Source organism: Nocardia grenadensis NBRC 108939 (assembly GCF_001613445.1).
In the GTDB taxonomy this organism is placed as follows: Bacteria; Actinomycetota; Actinomycetes; order Mycobacteriales; family Mycobacteriaceae; genus Nocardia; species Nocardia grenadensis.
Genome location: NZ_BDCJ01000018.1, coordinates 170,746 through 196,819, shown reverse-complemented (window position 1 = coordinate 196,819; position 26,074 = coordinate 170,746). Strand labels below are relative to the sequence as shown.

At 67.7% G+C, this 26,074-nt stretch carries 24 protein-coding genes; 18 read left to right on the top strand and 6 right to left on the bottom strand.

Going from position 1 to position 26,074, the window contains the following annotated elements; genetic code table 11:
- Positions 1-69: 69 nt before the first annotated feature.
- On the bottom strand, positions 70-1,497 hold the full coding sequence (locus NGR01S_RS19685; protein ID WP_063038877.1) for an FAD-dependent monooxygenase: 1,428 nt from the start codon (positions 1,495-1,497) through the stop codon (positions 70-72).
- A 96-nt stretch (positions 1,498-1,593) separates the two neighbouring features.
- Here NGR01S_RS19685 and NGR01S_RS19680 point away from each other — a divergent pair, with 96 nt between their 5' ends.
- Complete coding sequence (locus NGR01S_RS19680) at positions 1,594-2,196, top strand: TetR/AcrR family transcriptional regulator (RefSeq protein WP_063038875.1); 603 nt, start codon at positions 1,594-1,596, stop codon at positions 2,194-2,196.
- Positions 2,197-2,217: 21 nt separating this feature from the next.
- Here the strand turns inward: NGR01S_RS19680 and NGR01S_RS19675 are convergent, their stop codons facing one another.
- Positions 2,218-3,183, bottom strand: coding sequence for a quinone oxidoreductase family protein (locus NGR01S_RS19675; protein WP_063038874.1), 966 nt, complete (start codon positions 3,181-3,183; stop codon positions 2,218-2,220).
- Between the two features lie 137 nt (positions 3,184-3,320).
- Here NGR01S_RS19675 and NGR01S_RS19670 point away from each other — a divergent pair, with 137 nt between their 5' ends.
- Positions 3,321-3,671 (top strand): hypothetical protein, encoded by a 351-nt coding sequence (locus NGR01S_RS19670; RefSeq protein WP_063039005.1) that lies wholly within the window; start codon positions 3,321-3,323, stop codon positions 3,669-3,671.
- A gap of 138 nt (positions 3,672-3,809) precedes the next feature.
- On the top strand, positions 3,810-5,042 hold the full coding sequence (locus tag NGR01S_RS19665; protein WP_030521415.1) for a PucR family transcriptional regulator: 1,233 nt from the start codon (positions 3,810-3,812) through the stop codon (positions 5,040-5,042).
- A gap of 199 nt (positions 5,043-5,241) precedes the next feature.
- On the opposite strand, the gene NGR01S_RS19660 is transcribed toward NGR01S_RS19665, so the two are convergent.
- From NGR01S_RS19660 to mptB, 4 genes are all read right to left on the bottom strand, one after another.
- Positions 5,242-6,216, bottom strand: coding sequence for a COX15/CtaA family protein (locus NGR01S_RS19660; protein WP_063038871.1), 975 nt, complete (start codon positions 6,214-6,216; stop codon positions 5,242-5,244).
- 64 nt (positions 6,217-6,280) lie between these two features.
- Complete coding sequence (locus NGR01S_RS19655; protein WP_063038869.1) at positions 6,281-7,072, bottom strand: ABC transporter permease; 792 nt, start codon at positions 7,070-7,072, stop codon at positions 6,281-6,283.
- Positions 7,073-7,320: 248 nt separating this feature from the next.
- Positions 7,321-8,253, bottom strand: coding sequence for an ABC transporter ATP-binding protein (locus NGR01S_RS19650; protein ID WP_063038868.1), 933 nt, complete (start codon positions 8,251-8,253; stop codon positions 7,321-7,323).
- A complete protein-coding gene (gene mptB, locus NGR01S_RS19645) occupies positions 8,250-9,971 on the bottom strand; it encodes a polyprenol phosphomannose-dependent alpha 1,6 mannosyltransferase MptB (protein ID WP_373861440.1) in 1,722 nt (573 codons plus the stop codon). The genes NGR01S_RS19650 and mptB overlap by 4 nt, the downstream gene beginning before the upstream one ends.
- 488 nt (positions 9,972-10,459) lie before the next feature.
- On the opposite strand from mptB, the gene NGR01S_RS19640 reads away from it, so the two are divergent.
- The 15 genes from NGR01S_RS19640 (at position 10,460) to NGR01S_RS19570 (ending at position 26,063) form a co-directional block, all read left to right on the top strand.
- The gene (locus tag NGR01S_RS19640; protein ID WP_063038863.1) at positions 10,460-11,311 is read left to right on the top strand and encodes a helix-turn-helix transcriptional regulator; all 852 of its coding nucleotides are present in this window, start codon (positions 10,460-10,462) and stop codon (positions 11,309-11,311) included.
- A complete protein-coding gene (sufB, locus tag NGR01S_RS19635; protein ID WP_039825481.1) occupies positions 11,308-12,744 on the top strand; it encodes a Fe-S cluster assembly protein SufB in 1,437 nt (478 codons plus the stop codon). Before NGR01S_RS19640 ends, sufB begins: the two co-directional genes overlap by 4 nt.
- Positions 12,744-13,922: a Fe-S cluster assembly protein SufD gene (gene sufD / locus NGR01S_RS19630; protein ID WP_063038861.1), complete on the top strand. Its 1,179-nt coding sequence runs from the start codon at positions 12,744-12,746 to the stop codon at positions 13,920-13,922. Before sufB ends, sufD begins: the two co-directional genes overlap by 1 nt.
- A gap of 44 nt (positions 13,923-13,966) precedes the next feature.
- Positions 13,967-14,737 carry a Fe-S cluster assembly ATPase SufC gene (gene sufC / locus NGR01S_RS19625; RefSeq protein WP_063038859.1) on the top strand — a complete coding sequence of 257 codons (771 nt, stop codon included), beginning with the start codon at positions 13,967-13,969 and terminating at the stop codon, positions 14,735-14,737.
- Between the two features lies 1 nt (position 14,738).
- Positions 14,739-15,992, top strand: coding sequence for a cysteine desulfurase (locus NGR01S_RS19620; RefSeq protein WP_063038857.1), 1,254 nt, complete (start codon positions 14,739-14,741; stop codon positions 15,990-15,992).
- A gap of 3 nt (positions 15,993-15,995) precedes the next feature.
- Positions 15,996-16,499 (top strand): Fe-S cluster assembly sulfur transfer protein SufU, encoded by a 504-nt coding sequence (gene sufU / locus NGR01S_RS19615; RefSeq protein WP_063038855.1) that lies wholly within the window; start codon positions 15,996-15,998, stop codon positions 16,497-16,499.
- A complete protein-coding gene (locus NGR01S_RS19610) occupies positions 16,496-16,885 on the top strand; it encodes a metal-sulfur cluster assembly factor (protein WP_063038853.1) in 390 nt (129 codons plus the stop codon). The genes sufU and NGR01S_RS19610 overlap by 4 nt, the downstream gene beginning before the upstream one ends.
- Positions 16,886-17,707: 822 nt before the next feature.
- Entirely contained in the window at positions 17,708-19,288 is a 1,581-nt protein-coding gene (locus NGR01S_RS19605) for an ATP-binding protein (protein WP_063038851.1), read from the top strand.
- Positions 19,288-19,722, top strand: coding sequence for a roadblock/LC7 domain-containing protein (locus NGR01S_RS19600; protein WP_030521402.1), 435 nt, complete (start codon positions 19,288-19,290; stop codon positions 19,720-19,722). The genes NGR01S_RS19605 and NGR01S_RS19600 overlap by 1 nt, the downstream gene beginning before the upstream one ends.
- Positions 19,719-20,066: a DUF742 domain-containing protein gene (locus tag NGR01S_RS19595; RefSeq protein WP_063038849.1), complete on the top strand. Its 348-nt coding sequence runs from the start codon at positions 19,719-19,721 to the stop codon at positions 20,064-20,066. Before NGR01S_RS19600 ends, NGR01S_RS19595 begins: the two co-directional genes overlap by 4 nt.
- Entirely contained in the window at positions 20,041-20,664 is a 624-nt protein-coding gene (locus tag NGR01S_RS19590; RefSeq protein WP_063038847.1) for a GTP-binding protein, read from the top strand. The genes NGR01S_RS19595 and NGR01S_RS19590 overlap by 26 nt, the downstream gene beginning before the upstream one ends.
- Complete coding sequence (locus NGR01S_RS19585) at positions 20,661-21,932, top strand: cytochrome P450 (protein ID WP_063038845.1); 1,272 nt, start codon at positions 20,661-20,663, stop codon at positions 21,930-21,932. The genes NGR01S_RS19590 and NGR01S_RS19585 overlap by 4 nt, the downstream gene beginning before the upstream one ends.
- A gap of 11 nt (positions 21,933-21,943) precedes the next feature.
- Positions 21,944-23,161 (top strand): cytochrome P450 family protein, encoded by a 1,218-nt coding sequence (locus NGR01S_RS19580; RefSeq protein WP_063038843.1) that lies wholly within the window; start codon positions 21,944-21,946, stop codon positions 23,159-23,161.
- A 145-nt stretch (positions 23,162-23,306) separates the two neighbouring features.
- Positions 23,307-24,569: a cytochrome P450 gene (locus NGR01S_RS19575; protein ID WP_245664674.1), complete on the top strand. Its 1,263-nt coding sequence runs from the start codon at positions 23,307-23,309 to the stop codon at positions 24,567-24,569.
- Positions 24,570-24,932: 363 nt separating this feature from the next.
- Positions 24,933-26,063 (top strand): cytochrome P450, encoded by a 1,131-nt coding sequence (locus NGR01S_RS19570; RefSeq protein WP_307718775.1) that lies wholly within the window; start codon positions 24,933-24,935, stop codon positions 26,061-26,063.
- The last annotated feature ends 11 nt before the right edge of the window (positions 26,064-26,074 follow it).

The window sequence follows — 26,074 nt, the reverse complement described above, 5'->3', positions numbered from 1 at the left end:
CCCCGGCACCACCCTGGTGAGCCGCACCGGCGCCTGCTTTCGGGGTGGCCTGCCGGAATCAACCCGCCGTCAACCGACCTGCCCGATATAGCCGTCCGGGCGAATCAGGATCCGAGTCCCCGCGCCGGCGTGGTAGGCGGCGCGGGCGTGACCCTCGACGTCGATCACCGCGGGACCGGAGACCGAGACGCCCGGCTCGACCACCGCATAACTCCGGGTGCCGGGCAACTCGGGCAAGTCGCCCGTGGCGCCGAAGCAGAGCAGTGTGGCGTGCGGCCCGCGAAAGAGATCGAACAGCCGCAGCGGCCGGCCATCGGCACCTTTCAGCGGTGCGTCGGGGGCGCGGTCGCCGGCCGCGACGGGTCGGGTGTCGGCCGGGTCGCGGTAGCTGATGTCGAGCTGGCGGGTCTCCGCGCCGCGTTCCATGGCGTCTTCCGCCCCGTCGACGAGCTTGCCGAGCAGCGCGGAGCTGATACCGAGCACCCGGGCCGCGACCGTGCGGCGTTCCGGTTCGTAGGTCGACAGCGGCTCCTCGTCGCCGGCCAGCGCGGCCGCGAGTTTCCAGCCCAGGTTGTAGGCGTCCTGGAGGCCGGTGTTCATACCCTGCCCGCCGGTGGGCGGGTGCACATGCGCGGCGTCGCCCGCCAGCAGCACGCGCCCGGCCCGGAATCGCCCGGCGAGCCGGATATTGGGCCGCCAGACCGTTGTCCAGATCAGATCGGTCAGGGTGATATCGCTGCGTCCCGACCAGCGATCGATGGCTGTCTGCAATGTCTCCAGGGTGGGTTCGGTGCCGTCGGCGAAGGGCGCGGCGAACTGGAAATGACGCCCGCCCGGAAGCGGCGACAGCGCGACGCCCCGGGTCGGCTCGGCGGCTGCGGCGAACCAGTAGCCGTAGTTGTGGTCGAGGGCGTCGGCCCGGACATCACCGAGCAGCATCCGCAGTGATTCGTCGGTGGTTCCCTCGAACGCGATCCCTGCCTGTTTACGGACGGTACTGCCGCCGCCGTCGGCGCCGACCAGGTAGGCGACCCGCAGGGTTTCCGTGCCCCGGTCGCTCGACAGGCGCGCCGTGACACTCGAGTCGTCCTGGGTGAACGACAGGAGCGTCGTGCCGAGTTCTACCCGCACACCGAACTCCGCCAGCCGGGTCCGCAGGATCGCCTCGGTCTGCGCCTGTCCGAGAAACCAGCTGTTGGGGTAGGGGACCGCCGGGGTGGGATCGACGGGCTCGGCCATCCGGTGCTCGCCGACCGACTGCCCGTCGAAATAGGCCCGCATGACCGGCGCCGGGGCGCCCGCTGCCCGCACGGCCTCGAGTACCCCCAGATCGTCGAACACTTCGAGCGACCGCGGCTGGATGCCGTCACCGCGCGATCCGGGGCAGAACTCGACGGCCTTGTCGACGATACGCACGGCGATGTTCCGGCGGGCCAGATCCAGGGCGAGGGTGAGGCCGGTGGGGCCGGCGCCGGCGATGAGGACGGAAGGCGACATGAAAGCTCCTGATCGACAAGTTGAGTGAATGTAGATTCAGTGAATCTACATTCAGTATTGAGGTTGGTAGGTTGCCGTGTCAAGGAGGTGAGGTCGGTGGGATCGAGCCGGCGCGAACGGGCGGAAGAAACAGAGCTGGCGCTCAAGGCGGCCGCGCGGCGGGTCTTCGCGGAGCGCGGCTATCTGAACACCAAGATCACCGACATCACGGCGGCGGCAGGCCGGTCGGCGGGGTCGTTCTACAACCATTTCGCGAGCAAAGAAGAACTGCTCCGGGCGCTGCTCGCCGATCTGGGGGAGGCCGGGGACGAACAGGCCGGGCAGGCCGAGCACAATCCGGATTTCAGCGACCCCGACGCCGTCCGGTTCCATATCGCCGGCTTCTGGCACTTCGCCCGCGAGCACGCCGTGATCATGCGGGCGATGGGGCAGGCTGCCCTTGTCAACGAGGAATTCGCCCGCGAGATGGCGCAATTCGGCGCGGAACAGCGCCGGGATATCGCCGACCATCTGGACGGTCTGATGGCGCAGGGGATGACGCTGCCCGGCACGGTCGACACCAGTCTGGCGATGATGTTCTATCTCGTCCAGGCCATCGCGGCCGGGGTCGAGGACGGCGCGGTGCAGATCGCGGACGACGAAGCCGTGGCAAGCCTGACGCGCTTCGTCTATCGCGGCTTGACCGGGCGCGACTACTGAGACCGCGCCCGGTCGAACGGATCAGGGCAGCAGCACGATCGAGCCGGTGGTCTTACGGCTCTCCAGATCGCGATGCGCCTGTTCGGCCTCGGCCAGCGGATAGGTGGCGCCGACCCGGACGGTGAGCGAGCCGTCGGCGACGGCCTCGAAGATATCGCCGGCCCGCCAGTCCAGCTCGGCGCGATCGCGGGTGTAGTGGGCGATATTGGGGCGGGTCACGAATACCGACCCGGCCGCGTTGAGCCGTTGCAGATCGACCGGCGGCACCGGGCCGCTGGCCGCGCCGAACAGTGCCAGCGTGCCGCGGACCCGCAACGAGGCGAGGCTGGCGTCGAAAGTGGCCGCGCCCACGCCGTCGTAGACCGCCGCGACACCCTCGCCGCCGGTCAGTTCACGGACCCGCTCGGCGAGATCGTCGCCGTAGCGCAGCACCTCCCAGGCGCCGGCGCCGCGCGACAGGGCCTCCTTCTCGTCGGTGGACACCGTGGTGATCACCCGGATATCGCGCGCCACGGCCAGCTGGGTGAGCAGCAGCCCGACCCCGCCGGCGCCCGCGTGCACCAGGATCGTCTCGCCCGGTTCAGGGCGGTAGACCGATTCGATCAGATAGTGCGCCGTCATACCCTGCAGCAGGGCCGAGGCCGCCACCGCCGGATCGATATCGCCGGGTACCGCCACCGCGACCGCCTCGTCCACCACCGCGCGCGGGGCGTAGCTGCTCGGCCCCGCCGCCCACGCCACCCGGTCGCCGACCGCGAATTGGGTGACGTCGGAGCCGATTTCGGCCACCACTCCGGTGCCCTCGGAACCCGGAATGTAGGGCACCGGGCGCGGATAGGTACCGGTGCGGAAATAGGTATCGATGAAATTGACGCCGACGGCATCGATATCGACCAGTAGCTGATTCGGCCCGGGCTCCGGATCGGGAACCTCGGCGAGGGTCAGCACTTCCGGACCGCCGTGCCGGTCTACCTGGATCGCGCGCATGGGTCCAGTTCTACACCGGTGCCCGCACCCGGAAAACAGGGGTCCGCCGCGGCGGTGCCGAAGGCCGCCGCCGTGGCGACCGGGTGGTTCGGACCGGGTCCGGCGGCGCCGGCCTACTCGCCGGTAAACTCCTCGCCATGAGTGCAGATTCCGTTACCGCCACCGTCGCCGCTCCCCGGGAGATCGTCGAGTCGGTGCGTAAGTTCGTCGCCGCGCACGGGGGTTTGGCCGAGGCCGTGCCGCAGCCGGTGGGCCGCCGGGGTGTGCGGCTCACCCTGGTCGGTTCCGACGGTGTTCTCGGAGATCGGATGGTCGCCGATACCGCCACCGCGCAGGCTGTGATCGACGCGGTGGACGGGCTCACCGCCGCCGAGGGCTGGGAACGCGATCTGGTGGCACGTACCACGCCGCGGACCGGTCACTGGGCGAAGATGGCCGGCTGGGTCGCCGGTCAGACACGATTTCCGAAGGCTCGCAACGAGAACTGACACCTGTGGGTGCTCACAGGTCGCGCGCTCGGGCCGCAGGTAGCTCGAACAGTTTCCCGATCAAAAACTACTGACGAGTAACCGGTTCGCGCTACCGTTAGTGCCTCGAGCGTCAGCCCCGGGGTAGAAGGAGCCGATATGACGGTCAGCAGTCCGACCCGTTCCAGACTCACGGTGTCCGGCCGTCCGATCTCGAACCACCTGCGGGACGTATCGACCCTGTCGCGTCAGATGGTCGGTCATTTCGTCGAACACGTGGCGCCCTGCGGGACCCTTCCGGGCGACGCGCTCCAGGGCGATGTCACCGCGGTCACCCGGCTCTGCCTGGAACTCACGGTGAGCCGGCTCGATGGCCGCGAGCTGCCGGAAAAGATCGAACAGGTCCGGGAAGCCGCCGCCGAATGGGCTCGCGAGGGCATCCCGATCGACACGATCAACCATGCCATCCACGAGGGTTTCAAACTCGGATTCGATCGCATCATGGTCACCGCGGGGCCGGCCGATTCGGCGACCCTGGTCGACACCGCCCGCCGGATGCTGGAAATCCTGGACACGATCACCTCGGAGGTGGCGCTGGCCTATGTCGGCGAATACCGGGGGGTGGTCTCCGAACACCACACCGCGGTGCACACGCTGACCTCCGCGCTGCTCGGTGGGCACAGTACCGCCACCATGGCCCGGGAATGCGGGATCGAGATCGCCGAGGCGTACCAGGTGCTGGCGTTGGCGCTGGCGCCGCATCCGGACGAATCCGCGCCGCAGGTCGACGGCCGGATCGTCGCCCGGCGCAAACTGCGCCGCGTCCAGGCCGAGCTCGCCCGCAGTTGCGGGGAGAAGGCGCTGTCGCTGCTCAGTATCGACGGCGGCACGGTGCTGTTGCCCGCGGACGCTTTCCCCGAGGACACCTTGGACGAGTTGATCGCGCGCCTGGCGCAGGCGGCGCAGGTGCCCGTCACGGGCACCGTCGTCACCGCGGCCACCGCCGAGATCCCCGATGCCACCGACCGCGCTCATGAACTCCTCGACACCGTGCAGCGCATCACCGACGGCGGCGGTCTGCACCGGTTCACCGATCTGGCCCTGGAATTCCAGATCACCCGGCCGGGCCCGGCCCGCGAGCACCTGAGCGCCATCCTCGATCCGCTCGACGAACATCCCGAACTGCTGGAAACGCTGCGCCAGCACATCGCCAACAATTTCAATCGGCAGCGCACCGCCCGGCTGATGCATATGCACACCAATACGCTCGACTACCGGCTCAAACGGGTCCGGATGCTCACCGGATTCGATCCGGCGATCCCCACGGGTCTGTGGTATCTGACTTCGGCGCTGGTGGCGCGCAGCTACCAGAACGGGCCGAGCGCGACCTGAGGCGGCCCGGCGGCGATACCCGTTCGGGGAGGCGTCACGAGCCGGGTAGTCACGTGTATCCGTGGCGGCCGGACTGTTCGGTGATCACGGATGCGAGCCGCCCGCCGTGGCTCGGCGGGGTCGGGGAATCCGCACGGCCGAACGACGCGACCGGTGACCGAGCCCAGGCGAGTCCGGCCGACCTTTCGGCGCGGTCGCCTCAGGCCGGCTGGGCGCTCGGTTCCACGACCGGGGCGGGTAGGGGTTCCCGGGTACGCAGGGACGCCCACAGCGCGGCGGTCGCGGCGGTGCACAGGGCCGCGCCACCGACATGGATCGCGACCAGCGCCGCCGGGACGTCGGTGAAGTACTGGACGATGCCGACCATCGACTGCGCGAGCACCAGCCCGAGCAGAACGAACAGGCGGTCGCGCACCGGCTTGGTGATACCGGTCGCGAAGAGTCCGAAGGCGAGACCGATCAGCAACGCGAGGTAGCCGATCAGCAGCTGCGAATGCAGATGCACCAGCGTCACGATCTCCACCTCGAGCCGGGCCACCGGGCGTTCGATGCTCTTGTCGCCGGCATGCGGGCCGGCGCCGGTCACCAGCGTGCCCGCGATCAGCACCCCGGCCAGGGCGATTCCGCTCAGTGCGGTCAACCAGCGCAGAGGCGCGGGCGCACGGACGGTGTCGACACCGTCGTCGGGGGAGGCGATCTTCGCGTACATCACCGCGGCCGCCCACACCATGAGCATGGATGCGAGCAGGTGCAGCGCGACGGTCCACCACAGCAGCCCGGACAGCACCGTGATACCGCCGATGATCGCCTGTACGACGGTGCCGGCGGGCATGAGCCAGGCGTAGACGAGAACTTCCCGCCGGCGCCGGGCCCGGGTGACCGCGAGCACGATGAGCGCCGCGCACAGCGTCACCACGAAGGTGAGCATGCGGTTGCCGAACTCCACCGCTTGGTGCAGCACGGCCACTTCGGAGACCCCGATCGGGGTGAAACTGCCCGGGAAGCACTGTGGCCAGGTGGGGCAGCCCAGACCGGACGCGGTGACGCGGACGATCGCGCCGGTCACGGCGATACCGGCCTGGGAGGCGATCACCGCCAGCGCGATCAGCAGCTGGGTGCGCCGCGAGGGCAGCGGCAGCCGGTCGACGAGTCGCAGGAATGCGCGATACAGCACGTGCCGATGGTAGCGGGCGGCAACCGCCGGCCCACACCCGGACTACTACAGCATGTCGTGGAAATCATTCGAAACGGAACCAGCGGGCCGCCAGCAGGCCCGCGCCGGTACCCCAGACAATCAACGCGCCCACTCCGAGCCAGTCGACCCCGCCGCTCAGCGCGTGTTCCAGCGCGACCGCTAGCGCCCCCGAAGGGACCAGCCGCACCAGAGTATGGACCGCCGTGGGTAGTTCGTCGGAGGCGAAGACCACGCTGGCGATACCGAGCATGACGAACCAGAGGATATTCGCCAGCGCCAGCACCACCTCGGCCTTGAGCGTGCCGCCGAGCAGCAGGCCCATCGCCGCGAACGTGGCGGTACCCAGCGCGATCAGCACCGCGCCCAGCAGCAACCCCAGCGGTGTCGGCCGCCAGCCCAGCGCCACTCCGATGAGGCCCAGCAGCACCGCCTGCAGGATCACCACCAGCAGGACGGCCCCGCTCTTACCCGCGATGATCCCCCAGCGCGGCAGGGGAGTGGCGCCCAGTCGCTTGAGCGCGCCGTAGCGGCGGTCGAAACCGACAGCGATGGCCTGACCGGTGAACGCGGTCGACATCACCGCCACCATCATCACGGCGGGCACGATCTTGTCGATTTTGTCCGGGCCCATATCGCCGAAGGGCAACAGCGCCAGCCCGATCAGCAGGGTCACCGGGATGAACATGGTGAGCAGGAGTTGCTCGCCGTTGCGCAGCAGCAGCACCAGATCCAGCCGGGTCTGCGCGAACAACATGGCCGCCCGCGGTGCGGGCCGGGGCGCGGGCGCGAAAGTACCGGGTTCGAACCGGTTGGCCGTCAACTCCGGCTTGGTCACAGGGCCTCCCTCGAAACTGACGTATGCGGTCCGCGGAGGCCACAGCGAAGGCGGAGGTATCGCATCACAGCGCCTCCCTCGAAACTGATCCGATGCGGTCCGTGGGGGTCGTAGCGCAGGCGCGGGTATCGCGCATCACCGGGTCTCCTTCGAGACCGACAGGTCCGGTCCGTGGCGAGGGAGGTATCGCAGACTCGGCCTTTTCCGAAGCCGGCGGATGCGCTCCGCGGAGGCGGAGGTATAGCACCTCATGCGCGCAGATCCCGTCCGGTCAGTTCCAGGAATACGTCTTCGAGCCGGCGCTGGTCGATCCGGATATCGGTCGCGAGCACGTTCACGCGGGCACACCAGGCGGTCACCGTGGCCAGCACCTGCGGGTTGATCTCACCCTCCACCAGGTACGAGCCGGGGCTGGTCTCTCTGGGCGAGAAGCCCTCCGGCAGCGCCATCTGCAACAGTTCCAGGTCCAGTTTCGGCGGCGCGGCGAAACGGAGCTGTCCGGCCGCGCCGTGCGCGGTCACCTCGGCCGGCGTACCGGAGGCGACAATGCGCCCGTGGTCGACGATCACGAGATGGTCGGCCAGTTCCTCGGCCTCGTCCATGAGATGGGTGGTGAGCAGGACACTGACACCGTCGCGTCGCAATGCATCGATCAACTCCCACACCAGGATCCGGGCCTGTGCGTCCATCCCCGCGGTGGGTTCGTCGAGGAAGACGATCTCCGGGCGGCCGACCAGTGCGCACGCCAGCGACAGCCGCTGCTGCTGGCCACCCGAGAGCCGGCGATAGGGGGTCCGGCGGTGCTCGTCCAGGCCCAGCACGCCGAGTAGCCAGCCCGGGTCCAGCGGGTCCGCCGAATACGAGGCGACCAGATCCAGCATCTCCCCGGCCCGCGCGCCCGGATAGGCTCCGCCGCCCTGCAGCATTACTCCGATCCGGGGGCGCAGCCGCTCGGAATCGGCGATCGGGTCCAGGCCCAGGACCCGCACCCGGCCCGAATCCGGTCGGACGAAGCCCTCGCACATCTCCACCGTGGTGGTCTTACCGGCACCGTTCGGACCGAGCAGGGCGAAAACCTGTGCGGGCTCGATGGTGAAACCGATGCCGTCCACCGCGATCGTCTCGCCGTAGCGTTTGGCGACGTGGTCCACCTGTACGGCGGGCACCCGGGAAGCGGTCACGAGGTCCCACCGTAGGCCCCGGCCGGCTGTGACGGGGCCGACACCCCCTGCTGCGCTCGCCAGGGCAATGAGTTCCGGGTGACCACGATGAACAGCAGTGACACGATCACGGTGGCCACCGCCGACCCCACGATCTGGAACACCTCGAGGTCGGCGCCGCGCGGCATGAGAATCACACTGACCACTGCGGAGATACCGATCGCCGGGCCGCGGAAGGCCGGCCGGGTGGCCCAGGCCGCCATCGGGACGATGGCCCACAGCAGATACCAGGGCTGGACGACCGGGAACAGCAGCACGATCGCGCCCAGCGATACCCCGAGCGCGCCCACCGGATGCAGGCGTCCGGTCCAGGTGGCGACCAGCATGCGCACGGTGATGAAACCCGCTACCACGGCGGCGATGGGCCGGGTGATGGAGAGTAGCGCGGTGGTGTGGTCGCCGAGGCCGAGCAGGACACCGCCGAATCCGGTGACAATGCCCAGTGCGGTGGGTAGCGACATCCAGCTGCGCACCGCGTTCGCCGTGTTCAGGGTGTAGAGCCAGCCGAAACCGAGACCGCTGGCGGTGCTGATCACCACGGTGACCACCACCGCGATCAAGCCGAGCAGCCCGGCCGCGGTCAGGATCGGCCGCAGCCCTGGCCCCCAGCGGCGGGCCAGGGCCATTCCCGCGAAGCCCAGCGCGATGATCGAGGTGACCTTCACCGAGGACGACAGGCTGATCACGACCGCCCCGCCCACCAGTAGCGCCCAGCCGCGGCCGTCCAGCGGCGGCGGCCCGCCGTCGCCGGGCACCCCGTGGATCGCGCGCAGCATGAACTCCAGGCCGGCCAGCATCAGACCGAGCATGAGCGCGTCGTTGTGCACCCCGCCGATCAGATGGAACAGGACCAGAGGGTTCGCCGCACCCAGCCACAGCGCGCTCACCGGCGCCACCCCGCAGCGCACGGACAGGCGCGGCAGCGCCCAGACGATCAGCGCCACACCCGCCAGCGCCAGCAGCCGGTGCACCCAGACCCCCGCCAGGATGTTCTCCCCGGTGAGCTCGGCGATTCCGTGCCCGATCCACAGGAATAGCGGTCCGTAGGGCGCGGGCGTCTCGCGCCAGATGTTGGGAACATTGTTGGTCAGCACATTGTCGATACCGAGCCCGGCGACGGGGCCCTCCAGGTACGGATCGATCCCGCGGGCGGCGATCTCGCTCTGCGCCAGATAGGAATAGACGTCGTTGCTGAACATCGGCGGCGCCACGCACAGCGGGATGATCCACAACAGCAGGGTGCGGTCGAACTGGCGCCGGGTGAGCCGGTGCCGTGGCGAACCGCCGATCCCGCCGACGGCGAACCGCCCGAGCAGCAGCCATGCCAGCACCACGGTCACCGTGCCGACCATGCACATGGCCAGGGATCCGGTGTGCGCCCGCGCGAAAATGCCCAGGACCCGCATTCCCGAGGTCGGATTCTGATGGACTGGCTGGGCGCCGATACCGAGAGCGCTGATCGCCATGAGCACGGTGCCGGTGGCGCCCATCAGCCGGATCCGGTCCAGTTGCGCCCGCTCCCGGCGGTCGAGCCCCGGAACCTCGGATTCGTCGCTGTGCAGGACCGCGATGGTGTGATCCGAGGGTGGGACATCGAGTCCGAGGGCGCGCCGCACCAGTTTCAGTGCGCGCTGCCCGCGCGACGCCACTGCGCCCGGGGCGCCTGCCTGTCCTGCCACGGTCACCGAGACTAGTTCGCCGGGGGCGCTGCCGGTGCCCGGGTCGCGGCATCACGCGCGGGCGGGCCGGCGCGCCGGCCGCGGGCCGACCGGTGGCCGCGGCGCCGGTTCCGGTCCGGACATCTTCTGGCTACCGGGGGTGTCCGGCGCCGGGCGCGCGATTTCCGGCGCCGGTGGAGATCCGCGCGGGACTTCCCGACGCGCGGTGCGGTGGGCCCGGTGGACCATTCGGTCGGGCAGAGGACAGGACGGGGCGCAGCCGGGCAGCAACTTCTCCGGCGCGGTGTCGCGGATCCGCCCGGACCTCCAGCGCAGTGAAGCACATCACTGCCCTGATCCGGCAGGAGAGGCAAGAACGGCGCTTTCTCGCCCGAGCAGGCTATTTCGGCAATTCATGTCCGGCGCCGCCGCAGCGGACGACCCACCTGCTCAGGGCACCCTTATTAGATTTCGGGAACGAATTCCGCCACACTGATGTTGTGAAAACTATGGGTTTGCCGAATGTGGACGAAAGGGCTGGTCACCGGGCCGGCCCCGGGTCCGTCGGCGTGCCCGCGACCGGCGGCGAAGGGCATACTCGCGCCGCGATCGTCCGGCTGCTGCTGGAGGAGGGACCGATCACCGCGACCGCGATAGGTGGTGCCCTGGGCCTGGCGCCCGCCGGTGTACGCCGGCATCTGGACGCGCTCATCGAATCGGGGCAGGCGCGCGCCGGACGGTCGGCGCCCTGGCAGCAGAAGGGTCGCGGACGGCCGGCCAAGCAGTACCAGCTCACCGCGGCCGGGCGCGGCATGCTCGGGCACGCCTACGACGATCTCGCCGGTGCGGCCATCCGGCAGTTGCGGGAGATCGGCGGCGAGGAAGCGGTCACCGAATTCGCCCGCAAACGCGCCCGCACCCTGGTCGACGGGATCGAACCGCTCCCCGGCCACGGCGCGGAGCCGGCGGCGGAGTCCACCACCGGGGACGATTCCGCGCGAGCGGGTACGGCCGCCAAGGCCGAGGAGATCGCCACGGCGCTCTCGGACGCGGGGTTCGCCGCGAGTACCCGCCGGGTGGGCGCGGGTGTGCAGATCTGCCAGCACCACTGCCCGGTCGCTCATGTCGCCGAGGAATTCCCCGAACTGTGCGAGGCCGAACTCGCGGCCTTCCGGGAGGTCCTCGGCACCCATGTGCAGCGCTTGGCCACCATCGCCAACGGTGACTGCGCCTGCACCACCCATGTACCACTGACGGTGCTGCCCACGGCGGCCACCGATCGACCGAAGCATGCTTCACCTTCAACCGTTGCGCAGCCCGCAACGGACGCACCGAACGACTCCGGAAGGAGCGCCGAATGACGACCACCACCGACCAGGTGCCACCGCTCACCCAGGAGGAGGCCATTGCCTCGCTGGGTAAATACGGTTACGGCTGGGCCGACTCGGATGCGGCCGGCGCCAGCGCGCAGCGTGGTCTCTCCGAGGAGGTCGTTCGCGATATCTCGGCCAAGAAGGACGAGCCGGCCTGGATGCTGGAGAACCGGCTCAAGGCGCTGCGCATCTTCGACCGCAAGCCCATGCCGAACTGGGGCTCCAACCTCGACGGTATCGACTTCGACAACATCAAGTACTTCGTGCGCTCGACCGAGAAGCAGGCCGAGAGCTGGGAGGACCTGCCCGAGGACATCCGCAACACCTACGACAAGCTGGGGATCCCGGAGGCGGAGAAGCAGCGGCTGGTCTCCGGTGTCGCCGCCCAGTACGAGAGCGAAGTCGTGTACCACCAGATCCGCGAGGACCTGGAACAGCAGGGCGTCATCTTCCTCGACACCGATACCGCGTTGAAGGAGCACCCGGAGATCTTCCGCGAGTACTTCGGCACGGTCATTCCGGCCGGGGACAACAAGTTCTCCGCGCTGAACACCGCGGTGTGGTCGGGTGGATCCTTCATCTATGTGCCGCCCGGCGTGCACGTGGACATCCCGCTGCAGGCCTACTTCCGGATCAACACCGAGAACATGGGCCAGTTCGAGCGGACCCTGATCATCGTCGACGAGGGCGCCTATGTGCACTACGTCGAGGGCTGCACCGCGCCGATCTACAAATCGGATTCGCTGCACTCGGCGGTCGTCGAGATCATCGTGAAGAAGGGCGGACGCTGCCGCTACACGACCATCCAGAACTGGTCGAACAACGTGTACAACCTGGTCACCAAGCGGGCCAAGGCCGAAGCGGGCGCCACCATGGAGTGGATCGACGGAAATATCGGCTCCAAGGTCACCATGAAGTACCCGGCCGTGTGGATGACCGGTGAGCATGCCAAGGGCGAGGTGCTCTCCGTCGCGTTCGCCGGTGAAGGCCAGCACCAGGACACCGGCGCCAAGATGGTGCACCTGGCGCCGCACACCTCCTCGACCATCGTGTCGAAGTCGGTGGCCCGGGGCGGCGGCCGCGCGTCCTACCGAGGTCTGGTGCAGGTCAACAAGGGTGCCCACGGATCCAAGTCGACCGTGAAATGCGATGCGCTGCTGGTCGACACCGTCAGTCGGTCCGACACCTACCCCTATGTCGACATCCGCGAGGACGACGTGACCATGGGACACGAGGCGACGGTGTCCAAGGTGTCGGAGGATCAGCTGTTCTACCTCATGAGCCGCGGGATGACCGAGGACGAGGCGATGGCCATGGTGGTGCGCGGCTTCGTCGAGCCCATCGCCAAGGAACTCCCGATGGAATACGCGCTGGAACTCAACCGCCTGATCGAACTGCAGATGGAAGGAGCCGTCGGCTGATGGCACTGGACAACGTTGCCGAGGCCGCCGAGGCTCGTACTCCGGCGATCAACAAGGGAGAGGTGTTCACCTCCTTCGATGTGAACGCCTTCGAGATCCCCTCCGGTAAGGACGAGGCGTGGCGGTTCACCCCGCTGCGCCGGCTGCGCGGCCTGCACAACGGCACCGCGACCGCCGACGGGCGGGCCGAGGTCGAAGTCGGGCCGGTCGCCGGGGTCACCGTGGAAACGGTGGGCCGCGACGATGCCCGGCTCGGGCGGGGTGGCACCCCGTCCGATCGGGTCGCCGCGCAGGCGTACTCCGGTTTCGAGCAGGCGACGATCCTCTCGGTGGGAAAGGAGACCGAGGTCGCCGAAACAGTCGTCGTGCGGATCACCGGACCGGGCGAGGGCAAGACCGCCTACGGCCATCTGCAGATACGGCTGGCGGAATTCGCGGCCGCCACCGTGGTGATCGACCAGCGGGGCAGCGGAACCTATGCCGAGAACGTCGAATTCGTGCTCGGCGACAGCGCCAAGCTGACGGTGGTCGCGGTCCAGGACTGGGCCGATGACGTCGTCCACGTCACCGCGCACCACGCCCTCGTGGGGCGCGACGCGGTGCTGCGGCACACCGCGGTCACCCTCGGCGGTGACCTGGTCCGGCTCACCGGCAATGTCCGCTACGCGGGCCCGGGCGGTGACGCCGAACTGCTCGGTCTCTACTTCGCCGATGCCGGCCAGCATTTCGAACAGCGCCTGCTGGTCGATCACGCGGTGCCGCACTGCAAATCGAACGTGCTGTACAAGGGCGCGCTGCAGGGCGAACCCCATTCACCGAAGGGCGATGCCCGCACGGTCTGGGTCGGCGATGTGCTGATCCGGGCCGCGGCCGAGGGCACCGATACGTTCGAGATCAACCGCAATCTGGTGCTCACCGATGGCGCCCGTGCCGATTCGGTACCGAACCTGGAGATCGAGACCGGTGAGATCGTCGGCGCGGGCCATGCCTCGGCGACCGGCCGGTTCGATGACGAGCAGCTGTTCTATCTGCGTGCCCGCGGTATTCCGGAGGACGCCGCCCGCCGCCTGGTGGTGCGCGGTTTCTTCCACGAGATCATCCAGAAGATCGGAGTCGGTGAGGTCGCCGAGCGGCTCGAGGCGGCCATCGAAGCCGAACTCGCCGCGATCGGCGCCTGACCGACCACCGGGCCTCCCAGACCACCGAAGGAATTCGACACCCTATGACCACCCTGGAAATCAAGGACCTGCACGCCGAGGTCGCCACCCCCGACGGGGACACCGTCCAGATCCTCAACGGTGTGAATCTCACCGTGAAATCCGGCGAGACGCACGCCATCATGGGCCCCAACGGCTCCGGTAAGTCGACGCTGTCCTATGCCATCGCCGGGCATCCCAAGTACACCGTCACCTCGGGGTCGATCACCCTCGACGGTGAGGACGTGCTGGAGATGTCGGTGGACGAGCGGGCGCGGGCCGGACTGTTCCTGGCCATGCAGTATCCGGTGGAGGTCCCCGGTGTCTCGATGTCGAACTTCCTGCGTACGGCGGCGACCGCGGTCCGCGGTGAGGCGCCGAAGCTGCGGCACTGGGTCAAGGAGGTGAAGGAGTCGATGAACGAACTCGATATCGACGCCGCCTTCGCCGACCGCAGCGTGAACGAGGGCTTCTCCGGTGGCGAGAAGAAGCGGCACGAGATCCTGCAGCTGGGTCTGCTGAAGCCGAAGATCGCCATCCTCGACGAGACCGACTCCGGCCTGGACGTGGACGCGCTGCGTATCGTCTCCGAGGGCGTGAACCGCTACCGGGAGCGGGAGAACGGCGGGGTTTTGCTGATCACCCACTACACCCGGATCCTGCGCTATATCCAGCCGCAGTTCGTGCACGTCTTCGTGGGCGGGCGCATCGTGGCCGAGGGCGGCCCGGAGCTCGCCGAGGAACTCGATGCAGGCGGCTATGTGAAATTCACCCGGACGGCCGGAGCCGGAGCCTGACATGACCGCGACCCTTCCCGCCTTCGACGTCGCCCGGATCCGGGCCGACTTCCCGATCCTGAACCGTACGGTTCGGGACGGGAAACCGCTGGTGTACCTGGATTCCGGGGCTACCGCGCAGCGGCCGCTGGCGGTACTGGACGCCGAACGTGACTTCCTGCTGGCGAGCAATTCCGCCGTCCACCGCGGCGCCCATCAGCTGTCGGAGGAGGCCACCGACGCCTACGAGGACGCCCGCGCACAGATCGCCCGTTTCGTCGGTGCCGTCGCCGAGGAGATCGTGTTCACCAAGAACGCGACCGAATCGCTCAATCTGGTGACCTACGCGTTCTCCGACGACCGGTTCCCGTACCGCGTGGGCCCGGGCGACGAGATCGTGATCACCGAATTGGAGCATCACGCGAATCTGGTGCCCTGGCAGGAACTCGCCCGCCGGACCGGCGCCACCCTGCGCTGGTACGGCGTCACCGACGACGGCCGTATCGACCTGGACTCGCTCGAACTGTCGCCGGCCACCAAGGTCGTGGCCTTCAGCCACCAGTCGAATGTCACCGGTGCGGTGGCGCCGGTCGCCGAGTTGGTGCGCCGGGCCCGGGCCGTGGGCGCGCTGGTGGTCCTCGACGCCTGCCAGTCGGTACCGCACGCCCCGGTCGACTTCCGTGCCCTGGACGTCGATTTCGCGGCCTTCTCCGGGCACAAGATGCTCGGCCCCTCCGGAGTCGGTGTGCTGTTCGGGAAGCGAACGCTGCTCGAGGAGACCCCGCCCTTCATCACCGGCGGTTCCATGATCGAGACCGTCACCATGGAGCAGACGACCTATGCGGCGCCGCCACAGCGTTTCGAGGCCGGTGTCCCGATGACCTCTCAGGTCATCGGACTGGGCGCCGCCGTGCGCTACCTCGAGAAGGTCGGGATGGACGCGGTGGCCGCGCACGAGCACACCCTCGTCGATGCCGCGCTCGCCGGGCTTGGCGACGTACCGGGTGTGCGGATCATCGGCCCGACCGAGAATGTCGACCGCGGTGGCGCGGTCGCCTTCCTCGCCGACGGAATCCACGCGCACGACCTGGGCCAGATCCTCGACGACGAGGGCGTGGCGATCCGGGTGGGTCACCACTGCGCCTGGCCGCTGCACCGGCGTTTCGGTGTGGCCGCGACCGCCCGCGCCTCGTTCGCCCTGTACAACACCGTGGACGAGGTGGACAAGATGGTCGCCGCGGTGCGGAAGGCCCAGAGCTTCTTCGGGGTTGCCTAGAACATGCGTATGGAGCAGATGTACCAGGAAGTGATCCTGGATCACTACAAGCATCCGCACAACCGCGGCCTGCGGGAACCGTTCGGCGCCGAGGTGCACCACGTCAATCCCACCTGCGGTGACGAGGTGACGTTGCGGGTGCGGCTCGGCGGCGACGGCGAGGTCGAGGATGTGTCCTACGACGGTCAGGGCTGCTCGATCAGCCAGGCCTCGGTCTCGGTGCTGACCGATCAGGTGATCGGGCTGCCGGTACGGGAGGCGCTGAGTGTGGTCGACTCGTTCAACGAGATGATCGGCAGCCGGGGTACCGTCGAGGGCGACGAGGACGTTATCGGCGACGGAATCGCTTTCGCCGGTGTCGCCAAATACCCGGCCCGGGTGAAATGCGCGTTACTGGGCTGGATGGCATTCAAGGACGCGGTGCTGCGGGTCGACGGCGCGGCCGATTCCGCCGCGGAGCCCGGTGCGTCCGCTACCGACCGCTCACGGAACGGGGAAACAGCATGACCGACATATCTGCCACCGAGGACACCGCGCCGGAGCCGGCCGCCGGACCCGAAGCCGAACTCTCGGCCGAGGATCTGGCGCAGCTCGCCGATCTCGAGGAGGCCATGCGCGATGTGGTCGATCCCGAGCTCGGTATCAATGTCGTAGATCTGGGCCTCGTCTACGGCATGCGGGTCGAGGAGACCACCGCGGTGCTGGATATGACGCTGACCTCGGCCGCCTGCCCGCTCACCGATGTGATCGAGGATCAGTCCCGGAATGCGCTGGTGCGCAGCGGGCTGGTGGACGATCTGAAGATCAATTGGGTCTGGATGCCGCCGTGGGGCCCGGACAAGATCACCGAGGACGGCCGGGAACAGTTGCGGGCGCTGGGCTTCACGGTCTGAGGCCCGCGCACCCACCGCGCGCAGTACTTCGCGACGGCGACCGACAGGGTCGCCGTCGCGTTCCGGTCTGTACCCGAATTGGTGCGGACAGAAGCCCGGAAGCCGGCCGGCGGTACGGACCGGTCGGCCGTTCCGGAGCCCCGGTCGCATTTCGTCCGGTAATGCCGGGGCTTTACTGGAATACGGCTATTCCAGGCTCCGCGGTGATCATCGCGCCGTGTGCCGGGATGCGCGCATTGGGCATTTCGGCCGGGGCGGGGCGTCCGAATCGAGTGGCCCCGGACAGTATTGGACCTGTCTTGATATCAATTTTCCGGGTCCGTCGCCAATCACCGACCGGTCGGTCTTCTTTCGGTGTTCCGGCCCTGGTGATCGGCCATGCGATCGCAATGTGCGTTGGGGCACCCCCGGCTGCACGCGCGGTCCCCGCGGAGTCCTGTGGTCGTGATCTTCACGCTCGCAATACCTTTCCGCATTCTGCGAGGTCGCGGCCCTATCACGGAACGGTGACAATCGATTATCGGCCGTTATTGAGAGAGTTCACGGCAATGCTGCTACTGTGGGCGAGTCGTCGGGTTCCGGGCCATCGGCGTATGTGCTCCGGTGGTCATCGATCGGCCGAATGACTTGTCCCTTAGTTACTTTCGAGTACTCGAAAGTAACTAAGGGATATGTCACCGACCGTTACCGCGGTGCCCGGCGCGGACCTCATCCGGCCAGGGGCGAACATGGTCGGCGTCGCGAGGAAGGCGAGACGAAGCGTCGTGGCATGCCACGGCACCGCGTGGCGCGCCTCGAGCCCCGTCAACGACGAGAAAGCTGATGAATCTGAATACCGCCGTGCTGCTTCCCTGGATACTCGCCCCCATATTGGTGCTCGGCGTGGCGTGGTACGCCGTTCGGGCCGTGCGAGACCAACAGAAACGACTCGATGTGCTCGAGCGGGAACTAGCCGTACGCGACGATGCGCTCGAGCATCTCGCGGCCAGCACGTTGCCCGCCCTCTCGGAGTCCACCCGCCGCTTCGACCAGACCTCCGTGGCGCCCGAAGTACCCCCCGGACTGGAGAATTCGCGTTTCGCCCAGTGCCTGCGCTGGATCCTCGACCGGGTCACCGAAGACCTGCGGACGGTCCAGAGCGAAGCCCGCGAAGCCGTCACCCGGGAGATGGAGGAGCAGGTCCGTACCGCCGTCTCCGCCGCCGAACGGAACGTCCGGACCGAGGCCGACGCCGGCCGCGAACGCTCGGAAACCCTTGCCCGCGAGGCGACCAGCGCCGCGGTCCGCTCGTTCGGTACCTCCGTGGTGAGCCTGGGAGCCGACGTCTCCCAGGTCGTGAGCTCCGCGCTCCGCGAACACCGCGACGACCGCGTCTACGAGACCCTCATCCGGATCGACCACACCGTGCAGCAGATGATCCGTCAGGCGCAGTCCTACGTGATCGTCTGTGGTGGTCTGCCCGGCCGCCGCTGGCCCGCCCAGTCGCTCACCGACGTCGTCGGCGGCGCGACCGGTCGTGTCCGCGACTACCTGCGGGTCCGTCCGTCCCAGCTGGACCGCATCGTCATCAGTCGTGCGGTCGAACCGCTGGTGCACACGCTGGCCTCGCTCATCGACAACGCGCTGCGCTACTCCCCGCCCACCTCCTTCGTGGACGTGACCTTCCAGGAAGGTCATCACGGTGTGACCGTGATCGTCGACGACGCCGGTGTCCGGATGAACGCCGAGCAGATGGAAGAGGCCCGCCAGGTCCTGGCCAACGAACGCTCGATCGATATCCATCAGCTCGGGCCGGCTCCCAAGGTCGGTTTCCCGGGTATCGCCGCGCTCGCCCGCCGGTACGGGTTCACCGTCTACATCGACGGGCCCAACGCCTACGGCGGTATGCGCGCCATGGTCTACATCCCGGAGGCACTGCTGGTCGCACCGAAGTCCAACCAGGACAACGACGCCGCGTCCCCGGCCGGCGCGTCGGCACCGCGGGAACTCGCCGCGGTTCCCGGTGGCCAGGCCTCGTCGGTATCGGGAAGCTCCGGTAACGCTCTGAGCGGGAACGCCGTATCGTCCGGTATCGGAGCACATTCGGCGACAAGTACCGGCGCGCACGCCGCGATCCCGGTCGTGTCCGAGAGCTCCCGGCCTGTCGAACGGACTTCGGCGGCAGGTGGCATCGACGAGACCGAGAGCGAGCAGCGTACGACAGTCCACGACATCACCAGCGGCGGTCTGCCCCGGCGCCGGCGCCGTGCCGCGGCCGTCCCTGATGACATCAACGATCGCGTGTCCGGACAGGACAGGACCGAACCGGGGCAGCCCCGCCCCGATATCGCCGCTGCCTGGCAGAGCGGCTCCAAGAGCGGCCGTGCCGCCGCATCCGAACACACCGAAGGGATGACATCCTGATGGGTTCACCGAGGACAGTGGTATCCGACAGCACCAACAAACTGGGCTGGTTACTGGACGATCTCGAGGTTCCCGGCGTCCGATTCGCCGTCCTGTTGTCCGAGGACGGGCTGCGTATCGCCCATTCGGCGGGTATCGCGAAAGACGATGCCGAGCGGTTCGCCGCTGCCGCCTCCGGCCTGCGTTCGCTCGGTAAGGCGCTCGGCGAGTTCTGCGGTAGCAACGGAAACGATGTACGGCAGAACATGACCGAATACGACCAGGGCATGATCATGATCACCGCGGCGGGCGAGGGCGCGCTCCTGGGTGTGGCGACCATGACCGATATCGACGTGGGCCTGATCGCCCACCGGATGAACGAGCTCGCCGGGCGGGTCGGCCACGAGCTCGGGAGTGAACCTCGCAGAGGCGCACACGGCGGCGATCTGCAATGAGCCGGTCGCGGCGTGATCCAGACCTGGTCCGCGCGTATGTGCGGACCGGCGGACGCTCCCGTCCGACCCGTGAGCTCGGCCTGGTCACCCTGGTCGTCGCCGTCGGAGATGCGGCGCCGGGCTCCACACCGGATGCGCGCCGGGTGGTCGATGTCTGTGCCCGCGGCGCCCTGTCCATTGCGGAGGTCGCCGCCTATCTCGACCTCCCGCCTTCGGTGGTGACGATCGTCGTGTCCGATCTGCTGGACAGCGGACATCTCAATATCCCGACCCCGGCGGAAATAATGCCGGAGATCGCCCTGCTCGAGGAGGTACTCAATGGGCTCCGTGCTCTCCCGGCCTGATCGGTCCGCGGAATACGGCCGCGCGGTCGACTATGTGCCGGAGACGGTGACCCGCTCGGTGAAATTGCTGGTGGCCGGTAATTTCGGCGTCGGCAAAACCACCTTCGTGAGCAGTATTTCCGAGATCAAACCGCTGCGTACCGAAGAGACCATCACCGAGGCCAGCGTCGGTATCGACGATCTGGGTGGGCTGGGGTCGAAAACGCAGACCACGGTCGCGATGGACTTCGGCCGTATCACGCTCAACCCCGAACTGGCCCTGTACCTCTTCGGTACGCCGGGCCAGCAGCGGTTCATTCCGTTGTGGGAGGAACTGGCCAAGGGCGCACTGGGCGCGCTGGTCCTGGTGGACACCCGGCGTATCGAGAAGGCCGACGAGGTACTGGCGGTCCTCGAGGAGCGCGGGGTGCCGTACGCGGTCGGGGTGAACGAGTTCGAGGGTTCTAACCGCTTCCCGCTGTCGGAAGTGCGCGAGGCACTCGACCTGACCGACGACACTCCGCTCATAGCCCTCGACGCCCGTGATCGGCGCACCTGCCTGCAGTCGCTGATCACGCTCGTCGAGTTCCTGTTCCGCCGATTGGAGTCTCGTCTTTGACAACGCAGTTCTCTCCGGTTCCGCAACAACAACCTCCGTTCGCCGGTTGCCCGGTCGTTCACGGAGACCCCACCGGAGGTGCCGGCGACCGCTTCGGTCTCTTCTCCGAAGAGTTCGCCGGTGATCCGCATCGCGCCTACGCCGCGATGCGGAGCCGGTACGGGTCACTGGTCCCCATCGATCTGGCCCCGGATGTGCCCGCCACCCTGGTGATCGGTTACGACGCGGCCGTGCGGATCCTCAACGATCCCGACCGCTTCCCCGCCGATCCGCGGACCTGGCAGACGAGCATCCCGCCGGATTCGCCGATCAAACCGATGATGGAGTGGTACCCCAACGCCCTGCGCAATAGCGGTGAACTGCATCAGCGGTACCGCCAGGCGTATGTGCACGCGATCGACGGTATCGACCTGCACGAACTGCACCAGACCGTGGAGCGGATCGCGGTTCCGCTGATCAACTCCTTCTGCGAGACGGGCAAGGCCGATCTGGTCACGCAGTACGCGTTCCCGCTGGTGTTCGAGGTGATCAACCGGATGGTGGGTTGCTCACTGGAGCTGGGTGAGCGCGTCGCCAACGGGATGGCCGCGTTGTTCGACACGGTCAACGCCGAATGGGGGATGACCCATCTCAGCGAAGCGCTGATGGAGCTCGTCTTCATGAAGCGTTCCGATCCGGCCGACGATGTGACCTCCCGGCTGGTGCATCATCCAGCGAAACTCGACGACGAAGAGCTGCTGTCCAATCTGATCAGCTTCTACGGCGCCGGTGTGGAGCCGCAGCAGAACCTGATCAACAACACCCTGCTGCTCATGATGACCGACGAGCGGTTCGGCGGGAACATGCTCGGCGGTGCGCTGTCCACCCGCGACGCGCTGGACGAGGTGCTGTTCAACGACCCGCCGATGGCCAACTTCTGCACCACCTATCCGCGGCAGCCGATTCTCGTCGAGAACACCTGGTTGCCCGCCCACCAGCCGGTGGTGATCAGCCTGTCCGCGTGCAACAACGATCCGGCCATCCGGGGCGCCGACCATACGGGCAACCGCTCCCATCTGGCCTGGAGTATCGGACCACACGCGTGTCCCGCGCAGTCGCCGGCGTTCGTGGTGGTGCAGGGGGCGATCGACCTGCTGCTCGACGCGCTGCCCGAACTGGAACTCGCGGTGGCACCCGAGGACCTCGTCTGGCGCCCCGGGCCCTTCCACCGGGCCCTGGCCGCCCTACCCGTCGTTTTTCCGCCTTCTCCTCCCTTGCCTCTCGTCTAAGGAGTCAGTCGTTGGAACGCCAACCCATCGTCCTGGATATGGCCGGTGCCGATACCCAAGGGGAAGCGGCGAGGTTGCGTGCCCAGGGGCCCGCCGCGCTGATCGAGTTGCCGGGTAATGTGCCCGCGTGGTCGGTCACCGACGCGGCGGTCCTGAAGAGCCTGCTGGCCGATCCGCGGGTGTCCAAGGATCCGCGCCAGCACTGGACGGCGTTCGTGAACGGTGAGATCACCGAGGACTGGCCGCTGCTGCCGTGGATCGCGGTAGAGAACATGTTCACCACCTACGGGGCCGATCATCGCCGGCTGCGCCGGCTGGTGTCCCCGGCCTTCACTCATCGGCGGACCGCCGCGCTGCGCCCACGGGTGGAAGCGCTCGTCGCCGATCTGCTGGACCGGCTGGCCGCCGTACCCGCGGGTCAGGTCGTCGACCTGCGCGAGGGCTACGCCTACCCGGTGCCGATCCAGGTGATCACCGAACTGCTGGGTGTTCCGGAATCCCTCGGTGCGGGCCTGCGGGTCTGTGTGGACCGGTACTTCGACACCACGATCGATCAGGCCGGGGCGCAGGCCAATTTCGTCGAGATGTACGGTCTGGTGACCGAACTGGTCGCCTATCGGCGCGACAACCCCGGCGACGACATCACCAGCGTGATGATCAGCAGCCGCGACGAGGACGGTTCGCAGCTCACCGAGAAGCAGATCGTCGAAACCCTGATGCTGGTCATCAATGCCGGCCACGAGACAACGGTCAACCTGCTCGACCAGGCCATTGTCGCGTTGCTCACCCATCCCGAGCAGCGCGCGGCCGCGCTGGCGGGTGAGGTGAGCTGGTCGGAGGTGGTCGAGGAGACACTGCGCTACCAGGCGCCGGTGGCGCATCTGCCGCTGCGGTACGCGGTGGAGGACATCGAGATCGAGGGGCTGCGGATCGGCAAGGGCGAGGCGATCCTGGCCTCCTACGCCGCGGCCGGCCGTGACCCCAAGATCCACGGTGCCACCGCCGATATCTTCGACGTGACCCGGGTGGTCAAGGATCATGTGTCCTTCGGGCACGGGGCGCACCATTGCATCGGTGCGCCCCTGGCCCGGATGGAGGGCGAGCTGGCGCTGCCCGCGCTGTTCCGGCGGTTCCCGGATATCCGGTTGGCCGTCGAGGTCGGCGAATTGAAGCCGGTGGTCAGCTTCGTTTCCAACGGTCACCAGGAATTGCCCGTGTACCTGGGCTGAACCCGGTAGCGTAAATGGTTCCGGTTACTACAACTTCATGCTGATGGCTCGTCGCGGACGTCGCTGAGCGGAATGTATGGGTCGGCGGATAGGTCTGCGAGAACGCACTATTCGCCGATTCATATGAACCTCGGAGTGTGATGTCTTGACCACAGCACAACATGAGCAGGACCGCGTTCCCGATCCACGCCTGGTGATCCACGGCTCTCCGGTAGATCCCATCGGCCCCTACGTTCCCCTGTACTCGGAGGAGTTCGCCGCTGATCCGCACAAGGTGTACCGGGAGATGCGGCAGCGTTTCGGGTCGCTGGCTCCGGTGGAGCTGGCCCCGGGTGTCCCGGCCACCCTGGTGATCGGCTATCACACCGCCCTGCGAATCCTCAACGATCCCGAGCACTTTCCCGCCGACCCTCGGGTATGGCAGCGCGGCATACCCGAAGACTGCCCGGTATTGCCCATGATGGAATACCGGCCCAATCCGCTGCGCACCGTCGGTCAGGAACGGATCCGCTACCGGTCGGCCGCGGTCTCGGCCATCGGCGAGATCGATATGCACGAATTGCGCACCACCATCGAGCAGATCGCGGTCACGCTGATCAACTCCTTCTGTGCCGACGGCTACTGCGATGTGGTCGGGCAGTACGCCTCCCCGCTGATCTTCGCCACCCTCAACGCCATGCTCGGCTGCCCGCCCGAACTCGGGCACCGCGCGGCCCGCGGCCTGGCGGCCATGTTCGATACGGTGGACGCGGCCGAAGGTAATGCCACCCAGGCCGACGCGCTGCTGGAACTGGCCCGGCTCAAACGGATCAAGCCCGGTGACGACATCACCACCCGGCTGGTCCGGCATCCGGTGCAGTTGAGTGACGAGGAGACCCGGCAGCAGCTGGCGCTGCTCTACGGCGCGGGTACCGAGCCGCCGCAGAACCTGATCGCGAATACGCTGCTGCTGATGCTGACCGATGAGCGGTTCGCCGCCAATGTGCTGGACGGCAGTCTCTCCACCCGTGACGCCCTCGACGAGGTGCTGTTCAACGATCCGCCGCTGTCCAACTACTGCGTCAGCTATCCGCGGCAGCCGATACTGATCGACGGGATCTGGTTGCCGGCACACCAGCCGGTATTGATCGGGATGACCGCGTGCAACAACGATCCCGCCATCAAAGCCGATGGGCCGGCCCTCAACCGGTCCCATCTGGCCTTCAGCGCGGGCCCGCACAGCTGTCCGGCCCGGTCGGTGGCTTTGCTGGTGGTTCAGGATGCCATTGATCAACTGCTGGACGCGGTGCCGGAAATGCGGCTTGCGGTGCCACGTACGGAGTTGCGCTGGCGGCCCGGGCCGTTCCATCGCGCGCTGGTATCGCTGCCGGTCACCTTTCCCGAGAGTCCGCCGATCCGGATAGGTTGAGCCGCCGACCGTGGTCCCCGCCCGGGTGCTCCGGTAATTCCGCCTCGGCCGGACCCGGGCCACGGCACAACCGTGGCGGTAGACGAGCCGATGTGCCTGTCGGGCAGGGGGTTACGGTCTTGGGTCGGGTCGAATCATCGTTCGGGCTGCGAAAACCCTTTCGCCTGTGCGAGGCTCGGGTAGAGTCGCGAATTCAGCCCCCCGGCCGGACGGCCGGCCGCAGACTACAGCCGCAGGAACCAGCAGACGTTGAATATCGAGAGCGAACCTCTGTCGACCGTAGCGCCGATAGATTTCGACGGCCCACGTGTCCCCTTGTACTCTGCCGAGTACGCTGCCGATCCACACCGGGTGTACCGGGAAATGCGACAGAGTTTCGGGTCGCTGGCTCCGGTGGAGCTGGCCCCGGGAGTGCCCGCCACCCTGGTGATCGGCTATCACACAGCCCTGCGAATCCTGAACGACCCGGAACATTTCCCCGCCGATCCGCGGATGTGGGAACGTAATATTCCGGCCGACTCACCGATCCGGCCGATGATGGAGTGGCGGCCCAACCCTCTCCGCAGTGCCGGTCGTGACCATGTGCGATATCGGTCGGCGGCCGCGTCGGCCTTGAACAAGATCGACCTGCACCGGCTGCACCAGACCGTGGAAGCCAATGCGATCCCGCTGATCAACTCGTTCTGCGCGGACGGTCACTGCGATGTGATCAGCCAGTTCGCACTCCCGCTGATCTTCGCCACCCTCAACGAATTGATCGGCTGTTCGCCCGAACTCGGGCACCGCGCGGCGACCGGGATGGCGGCCATGTTCGATACGGTCGATGCCGCAGCGGGCAGCCAGATGCTGTCCGAGGCGTTTCTGGAACTGACCCGCCTCAAACGGGCCGAACCGGGCGCCGATGTGACCAGCTGGCTGGTGGAGCACTCGGCGAATCTGGCCGACGAGGAAATGATCCACCAGCTCGTGACGCTCTACGGCGCGGGGATCGAGCCGACACAGAATCTGATCGTGAACACGCTGTTGCTGATGCTGACCGACGAGCGGTTCGCGGCCAATGTCCTGGACGGAAGCCTGTCCACCCGGGATGCGCTGGACGAGGTACTGTTCAACGATCCGCCGATGGCCAACTACTGCATCAGCTATCCGCGGCAACCGATCCTCATCGGGGACGTATGGTTGCCCGCACATCAACCGGTGCTGATCAGCATGACCGGCTGCAACAACGATCCGGCCATCCGCACCGGCGATTTCACCGACAACCGGGCGCATCTGGCGTTCGGCGCCGGACCGCACGCCTGTCCCATACGCCCGGGGGCCCTGCTAATCGTGCAGGACGCGATCGATCAACTGCTGGACGCACTTCCGGAGCTGGAATTGGCGGTACCTCCCGAGGAGTTGCGCTGGCGACCCGGTCCGTTCAACCGGTCGCTGGTATCGCTTCCGGTCACCTTCCCCAAGAGCCCGCCGATCACTGTGGCCGGCATGCAGTAGTTCGCCGAGTC